We start from the raw sequence: 16,443 nt of genomic DNA on the forward strand, positions 1-16,443 counted from the left end.
CCAGCTCCGACTAAGCCTTTGCTCTCGCAAAGGCCAAGTCTGCGCAACCCTCTCCCCTCTGCGAGGGGCGAGGGAAGAAGACGCATTCTGAACGTCGATTCGACCTAACACTTGAAAACGCGAACACCCTTCTGGGAAGGGGGCGGGCGCCCAGATTTCAGTCCCGCAGCGCGCGTTCGCCCTCGAACATGTAGTCGCGCGTGACCGGCACCGACAGGCGGCCGCGCGTCAGCTGGACCTGATAGTTGCACAGGCCCCCGTTGCGGAACGCCGCGCCCGCGCCCGCCAGGTAGAAGAGCCACATGCGGTAGAAACGCTCGTCATACAGATCGACGATCCGGTCCTTCGCCGCCACCGTCCGCTCGTACCAGATGTCGAGCGTCCAGCCATAATGACAGCGCAGCACCTCCACATCGGTCAGGAACATGCGCATCCCCTCCTGCGCGCGCACGATCTCGGACAGGGCCGGATTATAGCCGCCGGGGAAGATATATTTGGTCGTCCAGTCGTCGGTGACGCCCGGTCCGCTCAAGCGCCCGATGGTGTGGAGCAGCATCACCCCGTCCTCGGTCAGCAGGTCGCGGCACTTGCGGAAGAAAGTCAGGTATTGCGGCGGGCCGACATGCTCGAACATGCCGACCGAGACGATGCGGTCGAACCGCCCCTCCACCCGGCGATAGTCGATCAGCTCGAACTTCACCTTGTCCGACACGCCCAGCGCCTCGGCGCGCGCGCGCGCGACCTTCAGCTGTTCCTCGGACAAGGTGACGCCCAGCACCTCGGCGCCGCATTTCTGGTGCAGGTACAACGCCATGCCGCCCCAGCCGCAGCCGATGTCGAGGACCTTCATCCCCGGCTCGATCGCCAGCTTGGCGGCGATATGCGCCTTCTTGTCGCGCTGGGCCCGCTCCAGGTCGTTCTGCGGGTCGGTGAAATAGGCGCAGCTATATTGCTTGTCGGTGTCGAGGAAGAGCTCGTACAGCGTGCCCGACAGGTCATAATGATGCGCGACGTTCTTCTTCGACCGCCGCTCCATATTGATCCGGTCGACCCGGTGCTTGACCGCGCCTGCCGCCCGCACCAGCCAGGACGGGTTGAGATTGGCCCGGCCCGCTTCCCATTTGTCGTTGGCGGTCAGCAGTTCGACCAGGTCGCGGACATCGCCCTTCTCGACCAGCAGGCGACCGTCCATGAAACATTCGCCCGCCGCCAGCGCGGGGTTGCGGACGATCTGCCCCGCCACCCGCGAGTCCGTGAAGCGGATCGCGACGTCGGGATAACCGGGATCGGGCGTACCGAATTCGCGGACGGTGCCGTCATGATGGGTGAGGGACAGGCGGCCCTTGCGGACCGCGCGCGACAGAAAGAGATCGATCAGCGCCATATGGCACCGACTAGTGCCTTAAATTCCGGCGTACCAGTCATAATCGACATGGTCTTCCCAATAGCCGCCCTTGCCCAAACCTATGTTGGACAGGTTTTCGACCGCATCGACCGCCATGAGATATTTGGCGTGCTTGTAGCCCAGCTGCCGCTCGACCCGCAGGCGCAAGGGCGCGCCGTGCCCGACGTCCAGCATCCGCCCGTTCATGCCCCAGGCCAGGATGGTCTGCGGGTGAAAGGCGTCGATCAGGTCGAGCGATTCGTAATAGGGCTGGCCGCCATAGAGATCGGCGCAGGTGAAGACGACGTAGCGCGCCCGGTCGCTGATATTCGCCGCCTTCAGCACATTGCCCAGCATCGGCCCCATCCACTCGCCGATCGCGCTCCAGCCCTCGACGCAATCATGGCGGGTGATCTGGCGGCGGGCCGGAAACTCGCCGATCTGGCGCAGCGAGAGCGAGAGGGGGGTGCCGACCAGTCCGCCGACCTTCAGCCGCCAGTCCTGAAAGCGATTCGCCACCAGCGCGGCATATTCGGGCGTCCCCGGATCGCGCGTGCCGTTGGTGCGGAAATAGGGCGACATCTGGTCGCGGCGATATTCCGGCGCCAGCGCGCCCCGGTCCATCAGCGCCCGCTGCAACCCCTTTTGCATATCCTCGCCCGCGAACAGGATCTTGCGCGCGGTCGGCTGCTCGATGATCCGGTCGCATCCGGCCAGCAACAGCCCGGCCCCGCCGGTCAGGATCGCCCGGCGACGAATCAGTGCGCTCATTCGGGAACCCTCCAGTGGCCGGTAATCATCGAACGCATCTCGTTGCCCGCACCTGCCAGGATGACCAGCACGAGATGGACGATGGTGAACAGCGCCAGCACGCTGGCGGTGATGAAATGGATCGAGCGCGCCGATTGCCGCCCTCCCAATATCTCCAGCACCCAGGGCCAGGCGGCGTTCATGCCCGGCGACAGTGCGATCCCGGTCAGGATGGCGAGCGGCAATGCGACGAACAGGACCAGCACATAGCTGAGCTTCTGGAACAGGTTGTACGCGCGGGGGTCCTTTTCGTCATGAAAGCGAAAGGCCAGGTGCCGCCCCAGGTCCGCCCGGATCGCGGCGGCGCGTAGCTCGCGCGCCCGGATGCGCAGGTCGCGCTGGAAATGCCGGGTCGCCAGCCCCCCGATCATATAGACGAGGAGTCCGAACCCCAGCACCAGCGCGAAGAACAGGTGCCAGCGGCGCGAGATCGCCAGGTTGTAGCGCGCGGGAATCGTGATCCAGCCGGGGAAATGCGGCAGGCTGGCCCAGGCGTGATCGAAATTCGCGCCATAGCGTCCCCAATAGAGCCGGGGATGCGCGTTGGAGATGCCCAGCCCCGATCCCAGCAGGATCAGCACCGCGACCGCATTGACCCAGTGCCAGACCCGCGTCACCCATCCATGACGACGGATGACGGTTCCGGGCCCCTTCCGGGGTCTTTCCGGCTCGGTCGGCGTTCCGGCTTCCATTCGCACTCCCTTTCGGTGACCATCCATGATCGACAACTGGCATTTCTACGAACCCGTCAACGGCCATGGGCTGGCCCATGATCCCCTGAACGCGATCGTCGCCCCCCGGCCCATCGGCTGGATCGGCAGCCGCTCGTCGGCGGGGGTCAACAATCTGGCACCCTACAGCTTTTTCAACGTCTTCAACTACCGTCCGCCGCTGATCGGCTTTTCGTCGCAGGGGTGGAAGGACTCGGTCGCCAATATCGCGGAGACCAAGGTCTTCACCTGGAACCTGGCCACCATGACGCTGGCCGATGCGATGAATGCCAGTGCATCGCATGTCCCGGCGGAGGTGGACGAATTCGCGCTGGCGGGCGTGGCGGCGGAGGACGGGCGGCTGGTCGCCGCACCGCGCGTCGCCCAGAGCCCGGTGTCGTTCGAATGCCGCCTGACCCAGCTCGTCCGGCTGGAGACCAAGGAAGGGCGCGCGCTCGACCAGTGGCTGGTCATCGGCGAGGCGGTGGGCATCCATATCGCCGCCGATCTGATCGAAAACGGAATCTACCAGACCGCCCGCGCCCGCCCGATCCTGCGCGGCGGCGGCCCGGTCGATTATTTCGAGGTGACCGAGGCGGCCCGCTTCGAGATGCGGCGGCCCGACTAAGGCGGATCGATATTCGGCGATGCCAGTCCGTCCCTCGCCCCTCGCAAAGGGGAGAGGGTTGCGCAGACTTGGTCTTTGCGAAAGCAAAGGCCTAGTCGGAGCTGGGTGAGGGGTGGCGCTCGCTTAGCGAGCGCGCGAGCCTTTAGGCTCGCTCAACCCCTCACCCGAGCTGCGCTAGCCAGCAGGCTGGCAAGCTTCGCTAACCCTCTCCCCTGTCCAGGGGAGAGGGAAGAAGGCTGGCTGCACCGCGACTGGCTTCACCATCGACCCGCAGGGGAGGCGGCCGGCGCGGCCATTAAACGTTGATTTAGATTATAGAGCCCAAAATGCCTGCCCAATGGGAGGCATGCGATGATTCGATAATATGCTGGTGCGATGGCGCGGGATGACCGGGGGTGGGTCGATCCTGGCGCGAACTCTATTTCTCACCGCATGTTCCTTGCGGCGGTCCGGGCCGGGGTGGGGCTCGACCAGGGCAGGGCGCCATGCGGTCCCGATTGTGTCGAGGCACCCCTTATGCTGTCCGAATGGCTGCACATGCGCGAAGAATTGACGCGCGTTATGACCCAACATCGCGCCCTGTGCGGCGCGTCCGCGCCCGATCCCGTTGCGCTGAGTCGCAACCGCTGGCTGATCTCCAATGTCAGTCGCCAGCGTGCGACCTGGCTGACCGGCACGGCGCTGCCCGCCGCCGAGCGGCTGGCTCATACGCCCGGCGGTGCTGGCTGGCTGGCCTTGCAGGCGCATATCCCCGCCTATCGCCAGCGCATCTCGGGCTTCGTATCGCGCTGGCCGATCGAGGCGATCGTCAAGGACTGGGTCGGCTATCGCCACGCCACCGCCGAGATACGCTTCGAGATCGCGCAGTGGCTCCGCAAGGAAGAGGCCGCGATGCGGGCGCTGGTGGCGGAGATGGAGTCGATGCCCGCCGCGCTGCCGCTCAAAGCCGGTCAGGCATAGCCGCGCCAGAAGAACACCGCCGTCGTCACCGTCGTCAGGAGCAGCGTCCAGCCACGGATCAGGCCGGGGGGCAGCTTGCGCCCGATCAGCGCACCGCTCCACCCGCCCGCTATCCCGCCCGCCAGCATCGGCAGGCACTGGGCCCAGGCGACCATGCCGGTGACGACGAACACCAGCGTGGCGGCCGCGTTGGCGGTCGCCAGCATCAGCGTGCGCGGCGCGGCCAGTTGCGCCGGGCTGCGGCCCGACAACAGGCCCCAGGCGGCGGTCAGCATCATGCCGATGCCGCCGCCGAAATAGCCGCCGTAAATGCCCAGCACCGCCTGCGCGCCGATCAGCGCGCGGGGGCCGGGCCGGGCGATGCGCGCCAGCCAGTCCGAGGCATGGCGCCCGGCGGCGATGGCGATCGTCGCGGTCAGCAACAGCCATGGCACGATCAGGTCGAAGGCGCGCGGCGGCGTCAGGAACAGCAGCACGCTGCCCAGCAGCGCGAAGCAGAAGGTGATCGCCGCCATCCGGCGCATCGACACGCCCATCACCGGCTCCAGCCCATGGCGATAGGCCCAGACGCTGGCCATCGCGGCGGGTTGCAGCGCGACGTTGGAGGTGGCGTTGGCGATGGTGGAGGGCAGGCCGAGCGCGATCAGCGTCGGCATGGTCGAGAAACTGCCGCCACCCGCCAGCGCGTTCATCGCACCCCCGACAAAGCCCCCAGCGGCGGCGAGCGCGAGAAAGGTCCAGTCGATCATCGGGGCGGGTAACGCATGGTGCGGGGCTTCCGTGCCTCAACCGAGGGCGGGCGGCAAGCAATTGGGCATCCCTCCCCTGCAAGGGGAGGGGGACCATGCGCCGCATGGCGGAGGGGAGTGGCAGGTCAAACCCGCCCCGCGGGTTTGAGGATTGCCGGGGGCAATCCAGCGTGCCACTCCCTCTCGATAGCGGGACACCCCTCCGTCAGGCCTTCGGCCTGCCACCTCCCCTTGCAGGGGAGGAAAAGATCAGCCCAAAGCCGCGAACTTCTCTTCCGCCTCGCGGTCGAGCTGTGCGCGGCTCTTCTTCTCGGCGGCGGTCTTCAACTGGCCGCACGCCGCATCGATGTCGCGCCCGCGCGGGGTGCGCACCGGCGCGGAGATGCCGCCCTCGAACACGATGTCGGAGAAGCGGCGGATCCGCTCCGGGGTCGAGCATTCGTAATCGGCGCCGGGCCAGGGGTTGAACGGGATCAGGTTCACCTTGGCGGGCAGCTTATAGTGGCGGAGCAACCGGACCAGCTCGTGCGCATCGGCGTCCGAGTCGTTCTTGTCCTTCAGCATCACATATTCGAACGTGATGCGCCGGGCGTTGTTGGCGCCCGGATAGTCGGCACACGCCTGAAGCAGTTCCTCGATGCCGTATTTCTTGTTGAGCGGCACGATCTCGTCGCGCACGTCCTTGGTCACGGCGTGGAGCGAGACGGCCAGGTTCACGCCGATCTCTTCGCCCGCGCGCGCCATCATCGGGACGACGCCGCTGGTCGACAGGGTGATGCGACGCTTGGACAGCGCCAGGCCGTCGCCGTCCATCACCAGCTTCAGCGCATCGCGCACCGCATCGAAATTATAGAGCGGCTCGCCCATGCCCATCATCACGATGTTGGTCAGCATGCGGCCCTCGGGCTGGCTGGGCCATTCGCCCAGCGAGTCGCGCGCCAGCATCACCTGCCCGACGATCTCGCCCGCGGTCAGGTTGCGGACCAGGCGCATCGTGCCGGTGTGGCAGAAACGGCAGTTGAGCGTGCAGCCGACCTGGCTCGACACGCACAGCGTACCCCGATCCGCATCGGGGATGAACACCATCTCGTAATCCTGCCCGTCGGGCGAACGGAGCAGCCATTTGCGCGTGCCGTCGCTCGACACCTGCGCCTCGACCACGTCGGGACGGCCGATGACGAAGCGTTCCTCCAGCCAGGGATGCTGTGCCTTGGCGATGTCGGTCATGTCGGCGAAGCGGGTCGCGCCGCGATTGTAGAGCCAGTGCCAGATCTGCTTGGAGCGCAGCTTGGCCTGTTTCAGCTCCATGCCGCCGGACAGCAGCGCCTCGCGCAACTGGTCCTTGGTCAGCCCGATCAGGTCGGCTCGGCCATCGGGGCGCGGTTGCACGCCGCGCGGCACGGGCACGGGATCGATGTGCCCGGGGATGGGCATGGGGGCGGCCGAAACTGTCTGCATCGCGTGGCCATAGCGCAAAATCGCATCCATTTCCACTGGTACGAGGACGCGCCCGATGGATGGCTAAGGACGCGTCACGCAGGACAGAGTCGCGGCATCGATCGCCGCCGCCGCGCCCGCCAGCGCATAGGTGTCGGCAAAGGGGCGGCGGCCGGGATCGACCGCCGAGACGCTCATGCTGCGCCCTGACCGCATCGCCATGACCAGCGCATGGTCGGTCGCGGCATCGGGCGCCCAGAGCAGCCGGTCGGTGCCGACCAGCGGAAAGCGCCGCTCGCCGATCGACAGCGTCACCGGCGTCTCGCGGTCGCGCGGCAGGCTGAGCCGCAGCGCGAAGGAGGCGCGGAGGCGCTTGGCGGGCCAGGTGCCGACGCTGGCGAAACCGCCCGTCCGTCCGTTGGCCAGCACCGGCCGGGCGATGGCATAGCAGCGACCCGGATCGCGAAACGCGCCCCAGCCCTTGTAGATGCCGATCGTCTCGCGCGCGGAGGCGGGCATGGCGGCGAGCAGCAGGATCAGCGCCAGCCGTCTCATGCCGAAGGCCGGTGGACCAGCGTCTCGCGCGCCCGCTCGATCATCACGATCGATCCCTGCGGCAAGCGCTCGGCGACCGGCACGCCGCAATGCACGTCGTCGGCCAGGCCCAGCAGCAGCCCGCGCAGCACCCGGCTGGACAGGCCGTGCATCAGGATCAGGCGATCGCCGTCATGGTCGTGCGTATCGGCCATCCATCGCCCCAGCCGTTGGGCCATCGCCGCATAGGTCTCGCCATCGGGGGCGCCCACCGCCATGCCGTGCGGATGGACGACGGGGCCATGGATCGCGGTCAGCTCGGCCAGGGTGCGGCCGCCCCAGCTGCCGAACCCCAGTTCGATCAGCCGGACATCCTGATGCGTCCGGTGCCAGTCCAGCCCCAGATGCTCGGCGATGACCGCCAGCGTCTGCAACGCGCGGCCGGCGGGCGAGGACCAGAGGGTCAGCGCGGGACCTTCGCCCACGGGACCTTCGCCCAACCGTTCGCGCAGCATCGCGCCGATCGCCTCGGCCTGGGCAAAGCCCTTGCGGGTCAGCGGGGTGTGCAGGTCGACCCGGTCGCCCTGGATGCGTCCAATCCGGTTGAAGACGGTTTCGCCATGCCGGGCGATATAGTCGCGGCCGCGTCGGGCGGGCAGGGCATCGGGGGTCGCCATGGCCGCATCCCTGTCGCGGCTGTTGCGCGTATGCAACGCTTTTTCCTGTTTAGCTGAGGTTCATGCAACGCAGGCGCTTTCCCGTCATTGAGCGTGCGACCGCCACCTGTAACGGCGGCCTGTACAGTAACGGAGTAAGTTATGCGTAAGCTCATGCTCGCCGCCCTGGCGACCTCGGCCGCCATCGCCGCCGCGGCCCCCGCCGCCGCCCAGACGACCACGGGCCAGCCCTTCACGGGTTTCCGCGTCGAAGGGCTGATCGGCTATGACAGCCTGAACGACCGTCAGGGACAGGACAAGAGTTCGAGCGACGGCGTGCTCTACGGCGCCGGCATCGGCTATGACATTCCGGCGGGCCCGGTGATCCTGGGTGCCGAGGGCGAGATTTCGGGCAGCAGCTCGGACACGCGCAGCAACGGCATCCGCGTCGCGGGCGACGAATTCCGCCTGGGCGCGGGACGCGATCTCTATGCCGGTGCGCGCGTCGGCTATGTGATCTCGCCGGTCGCGCTGGGCTATCTGAAGGCCGGTTACACCAACGCCAAGTTCGATGCGCGCTACACCACGGCGGGCGTCACCACCGTCAATTCGCAGGAAGTCGGCGGCTATCGCCTGGGCGCGGGCCTGGAATATGCGATCAGCCCGAACACCTTCGTGAAGGGCGAATATCGCTACTCGCATTATGACGAGCTGGACGGCGTCGGCATCAACCCGAACCGCCACCAGTTGATGGCCGGGCTGGGCCTGCGTTTCTAAAGGATCGCGGGTTTTCCACATTAACGGTGGTTTTACCCCAATGTTGGAGGGGTCGGAGCCTTGCTCCGGCCCCTTCTTCGCGGGTAGGAACCAAGGCCATTTATCACTATCGGAATCGGACCATGCGGTCGTTCCGGCGGGGGATTTCGAGATGAAGGCGACGATCGAACGCGCAACGCTGCTCAAGGGATTGAGCCATGTCCAGTCGGTGGTGGAGCGGCGGAACACGATTCCGATCCTCTCCAACGTGCTGCTGGAGGCGACGGCCGAGGGCCAGCTGCGCATGATGGCGACCGACCTCGACCTCCAGATCAACGACAGCGTCGCCGCCGCCGTCGACCAGCCGGGTTCGACCACCGTGTCGGCGCACACGCTGTTCGACATCGCGCGCAAGCTGCCCGAGGGCGCGCAGGTCCAGCTGACCGCCGCCGAGGGGCGCATGACCATCGTCGCGGGCCGCGCGCGCTTCTCGCTGGGCACCCTGCCGCGCGACGACTTCCCGGTGATCGCCGAGGGCGAACTGCCCACCCAGTTCGAGCTGTCGGTCGAACTCCTCAAGCAGATCATCGACAAGACCCGCTTCGCCATCTCGACCGAAGAGACGCGCTATTATCTGAACGGCATCTTCCTGCACGTCGCCGAGGATAACGGCGCCCCCGTGCTGAAGGCCGCCGCGACCGACGGCCACCGCCTGGCGCGCGTCACCATCGAGCGTCCGCAGGGCGCCGAGGGGATGCCCGACGTGATCGTGCCCCGCAAATGCGTCGCCGAGCTGCGCAAGCTGCTCGACGAGGTGGACGGCTCGGTCGGCGTGTCGCTGTCGGGCACCAAGATCCGCTTCGACCTGGGCCAGGCGATCCTGACCTCCAAGCTGATCGACGGCACCTTCCCCGATTACAGCCGCGTCATCCCGACCGCCAACGACAAGATCCTGAAGCTGGATCCCAAGGCGTTCATGCAGGGCGTCGACCGCGTCTCGACCATCGCGACGGAGAAGACCCGGGCGGTGAAGATGGCGCTGGACCGCGACCGGATCACCCTGTCGGTGACCAGCCCCGAAAACGGCACCGCATCGGAAGAGGTGCCGGGCGAATATACCGCGCCGGGCTTCGAGATCGGTTTCAACAGCCGCTACCTCCTCGACATCCTGGCGCAGATCGACAGCGACCTGGTCGAAGTCCACCTGGCCGACGCCGCCGCGCCGACCCTGATCCGCGAGAATGACAAGGCGCCTGCGCTCTACGTGCTGATGCCGATGCGGGTGTAGACGGCCATAATTGAGAAGTGTAAAGTTGCCACGCCTTGGACAATCGTGGAATAGACCATTCCTGATAGCGTAGAATGTAAAGTTCCTGTGGAAATAGACGGCCATAATTGGCTTTTGTAAACTTAGGCGTGGCGACGGCACCTTTTCTACTGTCCAGGGTTGATGGTTACCATGTCCGACCATCACCCTTCCCTGCACCGTAGCGTCATCCGGGAGTGCCGGTACGACGACGGCGAGCGCGTCCCGCAGCTTGTCGATGCTGCTGGTGTTCCAGACGCTCGTGTATCGGCTTACGTCACGACATGGTTGCGTCCCCAAGGACGTGCCTACGCTACGATGGAGAACCACGTCCGGGGCATTGCCCGGGGTGTCGCATTCATTGCGGAGTCGCATATCGACATCGATCGGCGCCTTGCCACCACCGGCATGATCTTTGATCGCCTCGAGCTCGACAAGCTCGCAAGGGCCTGTGAGGAGCGGCTTGACGGTAAGGGACAGATAGGAGCGGCTGTGGCGGGAAGCTATTTCACCGCCTTCATGGATTATCTCTATTGGCTTCAGGAGCCGTTCCAGCAGCGAGCGGACAAGCAGACCCGAGGTCTGCTTGTGGACGAAAGGAGGGACTTCGATCGGCTGGTCGAGGAGCGGCGTCCCCGGGAAACAGGTCCTGCAGCGAACAGCAGCATACGTAAGGGACTCACGCCCGCGCAGCGGGAACTCTTCTTGGAGGTGATCCACCCTGACCACGCGCAGAACCCATTCACGCCGAAGCTGCGGATCCGTAATTATGCCATCCTTATGCTCGCGTACTATCTCGGTCCTAGAGCGGGCGAGACGCTGAGCCTGAAGCGCCCGCAATTCGACGATCGGAGCGCCGACAGGACCGTCACGATTGAGCGTCGCCCATTCGATGCCGAGGACCCGCGATCGGAACCTGCCTTGGTGAAGACGCTCGGCCGCACGATCCCGTTGATGGACCAAGTGGCAGATTCGCTTGCCGCATGGATGCGGCACAGGGACGGAAAGACGAAGGGCAGGGCGAATTTTCCGGCTTCGGCCCGGCGAACCGGCTTCATATTCATTTCGACCGGCGGGACCCCCCTGTCGGGCCGTCGTCTGCGTGACATCTATGCGACGCTCGGCGCATCGTTCCCCCAGCTGGCGAACATCACTCAGCACGTTCTCCGTGCTGACGACAGCGAACGATGGGTGGAACTCGACAAGGCAGAGAATAGGGACAAGGTCGAGAGCGATCGGGCTCACAGGGAAAAGAAGGGCTGGTCGCAGAGGTCGAGAATGATTGAGCACTATGCAGGCTTCATGTTGAGCCAACAGACCCAAGCCTTCATTCGCCGGTCGAATGATAGCTTGATAGCGGCCAAGCGTTGAGACCCACCTATTGGATACCCCGACAATGATTATCGGCCCTCACGGCTAATCGGCGGGAGCGATGTCGGCAGACTTCGAACATCGATTCCCTTGAGGTGCAGATGAGCGAAGATGGCGTTCCATCGGCGATCATACTCGGCAATGGTCTTCCGTAGGATTTCATTTTCCTCCTTGAGCAGACGATTGCTCCGATCGGCGGGACTTTCAACATCGTCACCCTTCTTGCATCGCCCTGTCCTTCTAGATTCGCGGAAGGATTTGAGTCGCTTGTGGTAGGAGTTTTCGATGCTTTTGTGGTCGCACAGCGCCTGTCTCGTAAAGTCGCGGCCTGTGATCTCCTTGGCGATCTCGACGACGATCGCCCACGTTGGTCGAGTAGTGGCGGACAGTCGGTCGACCGCGCTACGGATGCGCGACACCTCGACCTTCGACAGAGGCGTTCCGCTCACCTTGATCTACCAGCGGTTGGGCTAGGCTTGGCAGCCGATGAGCCACTCGGCATGTGCACGATAGTGCCAGGGTCCAGATGCCCGTCGTGAACAGCCATGATGCGCTTCAGGCTGTCCCGCTCCCGTTCATGGGCGGCAACCCAACGGTCGGCACCCCATTCCTCGGCCGTCATCGCCTCACGCGCGATCGCGAGCTGCTCCTCGACGGCGGTCAAGCGCTGGGAAGTACGCTGCTGCGACTGCTCGTCACCCTTGATGACGCGTAGATCGCCGCATCCGGCGCAGGCACCATGCTTGGCGCAAGGATAAACATTCCAGGGGTGAACGCAGATCCCGAAGTCGGTCACATGGGCGGATGCCGTGGTGCTCGCGATAAAGTCGGCTCGGCGTATCGGATCGTTGATGCGGGCTACGGCGTCGGCGATCGGTCCTTCCGCCTTGCCGTCCTCCATGTACTTCCGCATGCGCCGGACGCGTTCCGACTGCAGCATGTGTTGATAGGCGGGGTTGTGACCGATGTCGGCACGGCCGAACCATCGCGCCACCTCCATCTCCGACAGTCCACCCTCCTCGGCGAGCGTGTTGAGCCAGTGTCGGAAGTCATGTGTATCTACCGACAGCTTGGCTCCGTTCGAGCCAGAGTACCCGAGGCGGTCGAAGATCGACTTCTGCGTCTTGCTCTTCAGTCCTCCAAGGAAGACATCGATCATGGCGTCGGTCACCAGCTGAGCTGTCCCTGGCGTGCCGGTCTTGTGGTGACGATGGACGAATCGGTGCGAAACCACGCACAGGCTATCGGCTATGTCCTGAACGCCCTCGCCGGCGCGAAGAATGTTTCCGGCAAGCGACCTGCCACGCAGATGAGCTTCCAAACCGAGCTTGCTGACCTCGAAACTTCGAGCACCTCTTGCCTTCGGCAGAGTGCTGGCGTGATTTTCGAGGTACTGATTGGCTAGGCTCTGAACTCGCTGCCGCGGCAACTCGGTCTTTCCGCGGCCGAGCTGGAGAACCAGTCCAAGTTCGTACGTCGACAGCACGGAGTCCGCTGGAAGGCTGTCCCAGGGCTCGCCGAGTAGCGTACGGCCAGGATGACGACGCTGGTACGATGCCACTGCTCGATGGGGATCCGTGATCCTGCGGATATCCGCTAGGGCTCGCCGCACGATTGGCTGCATGACGGTCGGGATCGGCTTCAGCCTGACCTCGAAATGACCCTCCTTTTCCGGCCAATATCGAAGCGCCATGCGGACCAGCGGGGCGCCTGTGCGGTCAAGCAGCTGGATGCCGTCTTCATCCAGCGCGGCCTCTTCCACTAGGCAGTCGTTCGGAAGGGTCAGCGCCTCGTTGATTCGGAAGCCCGCGCAGACAAGCAGGTCGACGATCCGGACCAGCAGCAGATCGCGATCGTCGAGATCGGTCCGCAACGAGAGATCGGCGATCGCGTCCAGCACGTCGGGCGAGGGCATGTGGTCGTTGCGCAGTCGATCTTCGTCGGGTGCCACCGCGCGGCGGTCGTTATACGACACTGGAGGACACTTCCAGGAAAGCGCCAGCGGTACGATGCCGTCCCGCACGAGCAGGTTCGCTATGAATATCAGCTTCGTTCTGATGTTCTTGTATCCGGCGCCCATGCTCTCTGACGCTCGGACGGCGGCACGCTCGAGGTGGCCTGCGGTGACGAGGGTCACGTCGGCGTCGTCGCGGTCCGGCGAAAGCTGCAGGAATAGGAACGAGGCGGCCCTGATCACCTGCTGGAGGTTCGAGGCTGCGTACCCGCCGACTTCCTTCTGCTCATATCGGCAGACGAGAGCCTTGACGAAATCCATGTAGCGGGGCGGAAAGGGCGCTGCGAGGTTGCCCTTGGTCGATGGGTCGATGGTGAAGCACAGGCCGCCGTCACCCGCTGACGAGGCTCTGCTCTTTCGTCGCAGATCCCAACGGGGGCTGTCCCAGCTTTCTGCCTTGAGTACGTTCGCCTGCTTTGCCTTCTTGATCAGACGAGACAGGTTCTCGCTGCAGCTACGCTCCGCCGCGCTGGCGAACGGGCGAACCACGGCGACGGAGGAGCGCCTGGAAATGTGCGGATTGGACGTGTCGCTCATTCGCGAGCATCCTTCATTTCCGCACACCGCCTGATGATCGCTTTCGTATTAGCGATCGCGCGGTCGTTGATCTGGGTCCAGCGAGGGTCGTCGCCGTTCGCGAGCCTCCGCTCACGCTGTAGGAGAAGGTCGTCAAGGACCGCCTGATGGTCCGCATCTACGAAGGGAATGAAGACCCGGCAATCATAGCAGGCCGTGGGCGCATGCTTCTCGCAGTCGCCCAGTTCGCCGCACGACCCGACGGCGCGCATCGCGTTCATCGTGGGGCTCACATGGGAAATGCGACGTAGCGGACGTCCCGTTCCGCTAGCATCAGCCTCGTCCAGCGCAATCCGACCCATGAACGCATCCGCTACCGGGCTTAGGAAGCTGTCGACCGCCTTGTCGATCTGCTCCACCGCATCCAGCCGGGCGTTGAAGTACACCATGACATAATGGAGCGAGCTATGGTCGAGCGCATCCGCAACATCACGTGGAGCGGCACCATCGGCCACCAGTCTTGCAGCGAAAGTGTAACGAAGACGCCTGGGGGTCAGGCGAAGCCGGCTTCCGTTGGACGCCTTGAGGTCGAGAAGCTCCGCGACTTCCTTGAGAACCATACCGGGCCAGTTGGCCTCAACCCGGAAGGCACTGGCGTCGAAGGCGCCGTGAAGCAGATCTTCCCGTGCCTTGGGGGCACGAAAGAGGGGCCAATCGAACCGCTGACGGTCGATTTTGTCGCGGTATAGAGCTTGGTGGCGGTTGTCAGTAACTAGCTGGTCCAGGACGTCGCCGACCACCGGGGGCACCTGCCTCGTTCTGAACTGATCTCGCTCCCCCCTGGTGCGCTTCTTGATGCGCGGAACCTGCACCTGATAAATGGGCTCGCCATCGGGCACGTCGACGACGGAACAGTCGCTCTCATGGATAAGCCGCAGATTCTTGCTGTTGCAGCCGAAGCAGATGAATAGCCAAGTCACCGCCAGGTGAGTGGTGGGGATCAGGCGACGCTCCGTCGCGTCCCGGAGCTTCACCAGCAGAGCGTCCATTTCACGACGTGGTATCGGGCCCGATTGCGGGTCGTTGGACAAGACAGCCTGGCCTATCGGATTGTTGCCAATGACCATTTCGTCGAGTTCAGCGGCTACATCATCATCGAAACCGTCAATCCCGAGATCGTTCGCCATAAGGTACATGCGTACGAACGCGCCGATGTAGTTGGGCTTTATGTGCTTGGCGACTGTCAGATCCACTGCGTCGCTGAAAGCCTCCAGGACGCCTCGGTCCAGATGGCCCAGTCGCTCCATCGAACTATGCACGGCGCTTTGAACGCCTGCCTCGCCCAGAGGTCGAAGCATCGCCCGCTGACTGGCGACATAGGAAGCAGAGTTCACGCGAAGATGATGCTCAAGAAAGGCCCTTACACCCTCGTCTATGAGGTCGTGATATGCGAAGATCTCCAGATCCACCACGTGATCGGGGGAAATACGCCACGAAGATTCAGTGACATTAAACTCTACGCCAGCCTTGCTACGGACGAAGCGGGCGGGGTAGGGTGTCGATCTCGGTGAAGATGATGACTGGTCAGCAAGTCGCAGTTTCATCCGCGTGCATCTCCTGACGTGATTTGTCCTTGCGTCGCACTCGCGTGCGGCGACATCAGATAAGTTAAAGCGGCGACAAGGAGGGCGAGTGCCTGCCTCGTCGCCAGCAAAGTGCTTCGACCTACCCAATCCAATAGCAACGTAGGTCGAAGGACCAAATCAGGGCCACCAGTTCCTTCGGAGACCTAATCGCCCCTCTAAACGGAACGCAGGGTGAACGGTTCCGGGTGAGACCTCGTCCCATCCAGAAATCGCCTTCTCGGACTAGCAGCATGCTCCTTGACCCTACGAGGCTTACATGCGACGCAAATCTCCGCCGCTTTGCCTCGGGTGTGGTCTGGAGGACTTCCTCTAGGTCGGGTTCATCTTCAGTCTCCTAGCAGGTCTGAGAAACCCCGAAAGAAGCGGTCCGCGGGGCCGCCGCCGCTAACGGCGGCCCCGCACCTTCCCTCCGGTGTAAGTTCGATCACGCCGTCCTGCGCTTCGCGGTCTTGGGACCGCGGAACCTGACGACTTCGCCGTTCGCCTCCCTCCCAAGCAATGCCAGATCGACATCGCCAAGCGACCAGGTGGCATCATCGGGATGGTGGACGACCTCCCCCTTCGCCGCGAGCTTCCGCAGCAGCGGCGACACGCTTGTGCGCGGTATTGTCTCGCCGAATTGATCCTGCACCGCGTCAATTAGCCCGCGGACGCCGAGCGGACCTTGGGCCTGACTCATCGCTGTCATCAGCATTGCGCGATGCGTGGGACGCCTCTTCGTCGACCTCATGGGCACCACCCCGGAAGCCGGTGACCTAGCTGGAGCTAGTCCCAGCTTCTCCTCCGACAGCCTGATGAGCGCGTCCAGGCCAGCGCCCTGCAGGACGGCCTCGTTCAGCTGCCGCTGCAGGTCTGCCGCGCGCTCCGCCGTCTCGGCGCGCTGCCGATAGAGATCGTCGAGGTCGAAAGTGACCTGTCGGGACCGGTGCTTGTGCGATTCGCTCATGCCGTGACCATGACGATCGC

Annotated in this window: 16 protein-coding genes; 5 read left to right on the plus strand and 11 right to left on the minus strand. The window is 64.4% G+C overall.

Going from position 1 to position 16,443, the window contains the following annotated elements:
- Positions 1–157: 157 nt before the first annotated feature.
- The 3 genes from ACFX59_RS16955 to ACFX59_RS16965 are packed head-to-tail and all read right to left on the minus strand — an operon-like array spanning position 158 to position 2,886.
- Positions 158–1,384, minus strand: a complete 1,227-nt coding sequence (locus ACFX59_RS16955; RefSeq protein WP_387433966.1) for a class I SAM-dependent methyltransferase — start codon at positions 1,382–1,384, stop codon at positions 158–160.
- Between the two features lie 18 nt (positions 1,385–1,402).
- Entirely contained in the window at positions 1,403–2,155 is a 753-nt protein-coding gene (locus tag ACFX59_RS16960; RefSeq protein WP_387433969.1) for a molybdopterin-dependent oxidoreductase, read from the minus strand.
- Positions 2,152–2,886, minus strand: coding sequence for a cytochrome b/b6 domain-containing protein (locus tag ACFX59_RS16965; RefSeq protein WP_387433972.1), 735 nt, complete (start codon positions 2,884–2,886; stop codon positions 2,152–2,154). Before ACFX59_RS16965 ends, ACFX59_RS16960 begins: the two co-directional genes overlap by 4 nt.
- 25 nt (positions 2,887–2,911) lie before the next feature.
- Between ACFX59_RS16965 and ACFX59_RS16970 the strand changes: the two genes are divergently transcribed.
- Both ACFX59_RS16970 and ACFX59_RS16975 read left to right on the plus strand, forming a co-directional pair.
- Complete coding sequence (locus ACFX59_RS16970; protein WP_307101151.1) at positions 2,912–3,532, plus strand: flavin reductase family protein; 621 nt, start codon at positions 2,912–2,914, stop codon at positions 3,530–3,532.
- 561 nt (positions 3,533–4,093) lie between these two features.
- A complete protein-coding gene (locus ACFX59_RS16975) occupies positions 4,094–4,492 on the plus strand; it encodes a hypothetical protein (protein WP_387433975.1) in 399 nt (132 codons plus the stop codon).
- On the opposite strand, the gene ACFX59_RS16980 is transcribed toward ACFX59_RS16975, so the two are convergent.
- The 4 genes from ACFX59_RS16980 to ACFX59_RS16995 all read right to left on the minus strand — a co-directional run bounded on the left by ACFX59_RS16980 (position 4,483) and on the right by ACFX59_RS16995 (position 7,889).
- The gene (locus ACFX59_RS16980) at positions 4,483–5,241 is read right to left on the minus strand and encodes a sulfite exporter TauE/SafE family protein (protein WP_387433977.1); all 759 of its coding nucleotides are present in this window, start codon (positions 5,239–5,241) and stop codon (positions 4,483–4,485) included. The two genes, ACFX59_RS16975 and ACFX59_RS16980, sit on opposite strands and share 10 nt — an antisense overlap.
- Positions 5,242–5,490: 249 nt before the next feature.
- Positions 5,491–6,675, minus strand: a complete 1,185-nt coding sequence (gene rlmN, locus ACFX59_RS16985) for a 23S rRNA (adenine(2503)-C(2))-methyltransferase RlmN (RefSeq protein ID WP_387433979.1) — start codon at positions 6,673–6,675, stop codon at positions 5,491–5,493.
- Between the two features lie 87 nt (positions 6,676–6,762).
- Complete coding sequence (locus ACFX59_RS16990; RefSeq protein ID WP_309697807.1) at positions 6,763–7,233, minus strand: hypothetical protein; 471 nt, start codon at positions 7,231–7,233, stop codon at positions 6,763–6,765.
- Positions 7,230–7,889: a histidine phosphatase family protein gene (locus tag ACFX59_RS16995; RefSeq protein ID WP_387433983.1), complete on the minus strand. Its 660-nt coding sequence runs from the start codon at positions 7,887–7,889 to the stop codon at positions 7,230–7,232. Before ACFX59_RS16995 ends, ACFX59_RS16990 begins: the two co-directional genes overlap by 4 nt.
- Before the next feature lie 141 nt (positions 7,890–8,030).
- Between ACFX59_RS16995 and ACFX59_RS17000 the strand changes: the two genes are divergently transcribed.
- The 3 genes from ACFX59_RS17000 (at position 8,031) to ACFX59_RS17010 (ending at position 11,301) form a co-directional block, all read left to right on the plus strand.
- On the plus strand, positions 8,031–8,645 hold the full coding sequence (locus ACFX59_RS17000; RefSeq protein WP_309697803.1) for an outer membrane beta-barrel protein: 615 nt from the start codon (positions 8,031–8,033) through the stop codon (positions 8,643–8,645).
- 151 nt (positions 8,646–8,796) lie between these two features.
- A complete protein-coding gene (gene dnaN, locus ACFX59_RS17005; protein ID WP_307101139.1) occupies positions 8,797–9,912 on the plus strand; it encodes a DNA polymerase III subunit beta in 1,116 nt (371 codons plus the stop codon).
- Between the two features lie 171 nt (positions 9,913–10,083).
- Complete coding sequence (locus ACFX59_RS17010) at positions 10,084–11,301, plus strand: tyrosine-type recombinase/integrase (RefSeq protein WP_387433987.1); 1,218 nt, start codon at positions 10,084–10,086, stop codon at positions 11,299–11,301.
- A gap of 29 nt (positions 11,302–11,330) precedes the next feature.
- Here the strand turns inward: ACFX59_RS17010 and ACFX59_RS17015 are convergent, their stop codons facing one another.
- The 4 genes from ACFX59_RS17015 to ACFX59_RS17030 form a co-directional block, all read right to left on the minus strand.
- Positions 11,331–11,750, minus strand: a complete 420-nt coding sequence (locus ACFX59_RS17015) for a hypothetical protein (protein WP_387433990.1) — start codon at positions 11,748–11,750, stop codon at positions 11,331–11,333.
- On the minus strand, positions 11,747–13,852 hold the full coding sequence (locus tag ACFX59_RS17020) for a hypothetical protein (protein WP_387433992.1): 2,106 nt from the start codon (positions 13,850–13,852) through the stop codon (positions 11,747–11,749). The genes ACFX59_RS17015 and ACFX59_RS17020 overlap by 4 nt, the downstream gene beginning before the upstream one ends.
- Entirely contained in the window at positions 13,849–15,435 is a 1,587-nt protein-coding gene (locus ACFX59_RS17025) for a hypothetical protein (protein WP_387433995.1), read from the minus strand. Before ACFX59_RS17025 ends, ACFX59_RS17020 begins: the two co-directional genes overlap by 4 nt.
- Before the next feature lie 466 nt (positions 15,436–15,901).
- The gene (locus ACFX59_RS17030; protein WP_387433998.1) at positions 15,902–16,423 is read right to left on the minus strand and encodes a hypothetical protein; all 522 of its coding nucleotides are present in this window, start codon (positions 16,421–16,423) and stop codon (positions 15,902–15,904) included.
- Between the last annotated feature and the right edge of the window lie 20 nt (positions 16,424–16,443).

Source organism: Sphingomonas sp. NCPPB 2930 (genome assembly GCF_042867205.1).
GTDB lineage: Bacteria > Pseudomonadota > Alphaproteobacteria > Sphingomonadales > Sphingomonadaceae > Sphingomonas.

Coding starts and splice junctions, on each gene's coding strand:
- ACFX59_RS16955 (WP_387433966.1), bottom strand. CDS start 1,384: ATGGCGCTGATCGATCTCTTTCTGTCGCGCGCGGTCCGCAAGGGCCGC.
- ACFX59_RS16960 (WP_387433969.1), bottom strand. CDS start 2,155: ATGAGCGCACTGATTCGTCGCCGGGCGATCCTGACCGGCGGGGCCGGG.
- ACFX59_RS16965 (WP_387433972.1), bottom strand. CDS start 2,886: ATGGAAGCCGGAACGCCGACCGAGCCGGAAAGACCCCGGAAGGGGCCC.
- ACFX59_RS16970 (WP_307101151.1), top strand. CDS start 2,912: ATGATCGACAACTGGCATTTCTACGAACCCGTCAACGGCCATGGGCTG.
- ACFX59_RS16975 (WP_387433975.1), top strand. CDS start 4,094: ATGACCCAACATCGCGCCCTGTGCGGCGCGTCCGCGCCCGATCCCGTT.
- ACFX59_RS16980 (WP_387433977.1), bottom strand. CDS start 5,241: ATGATCGACTGGACCTTTCTCGCGCTCGCCGCCGCTGGGGGCTTTGTC.
- rlmN (WP_387433979.1), bottom strand. CDS start 6,675: ATGCCCATCCCCGGGCACATCGATCCCGTGCCCGTGCCGCGCGGCGTG.
- ACFX59_RS16990 (WP_309697807.1), bottom strand. CDS start 7,233: ATGAGACGGCTGGCGCTGATCCTGCTGCTCGCCGCCATGCCCGCCTCC.
- ACFX59_RS16995 (WP_387433983.1), bottom strand. CDS start 7,889: ATGGCGACCCCCGATGCCCTGCCCGCCCGACGCGGCCGCGACTATATC.
- ACFX59_RS17000 (WP_309697803.1), top strand. CDS start 8,031: ATGCGTAAGCTCATGCTCGCCGCCCTGGCGACCTCGGCCGCCATCGCC.
- dnaN (WP_307101139.1), top strand. CDS start 8,797: ATGAAGGCGACGATCGAACGCGCAACGCTGCTCAAGGGATTGAGCCAT.
- ACFX59_RS17010 (WP_387433987.1), top strand. CDS start 10,084: ATGTCCGACCATCACCCTTCCCTGCACCGTAGCGTCATCCGGGAGTGC.
- ACFX59_RS17020 (WP_387433992.1), bottom strand. CDS start 13,852: ATGAGCGACACGTCCAATCCGCACATTTCCAGGCGCTCCTCCGTCGCC.
- ACFX59_RS17025 (WP_387433995.1), bottom strand. CDS start 15,435: ATGAAACTGCGACTTGCTGACCAGTCATCATCTTCACCGAGATCGACA.
- ACFX59_RS17030 (WP_387433998.1), bottom strand. CDS start 16,423: ATGAGCGAATCGCACAAGCACCGGTCCCGACAGGTCACTTTCGACCTC.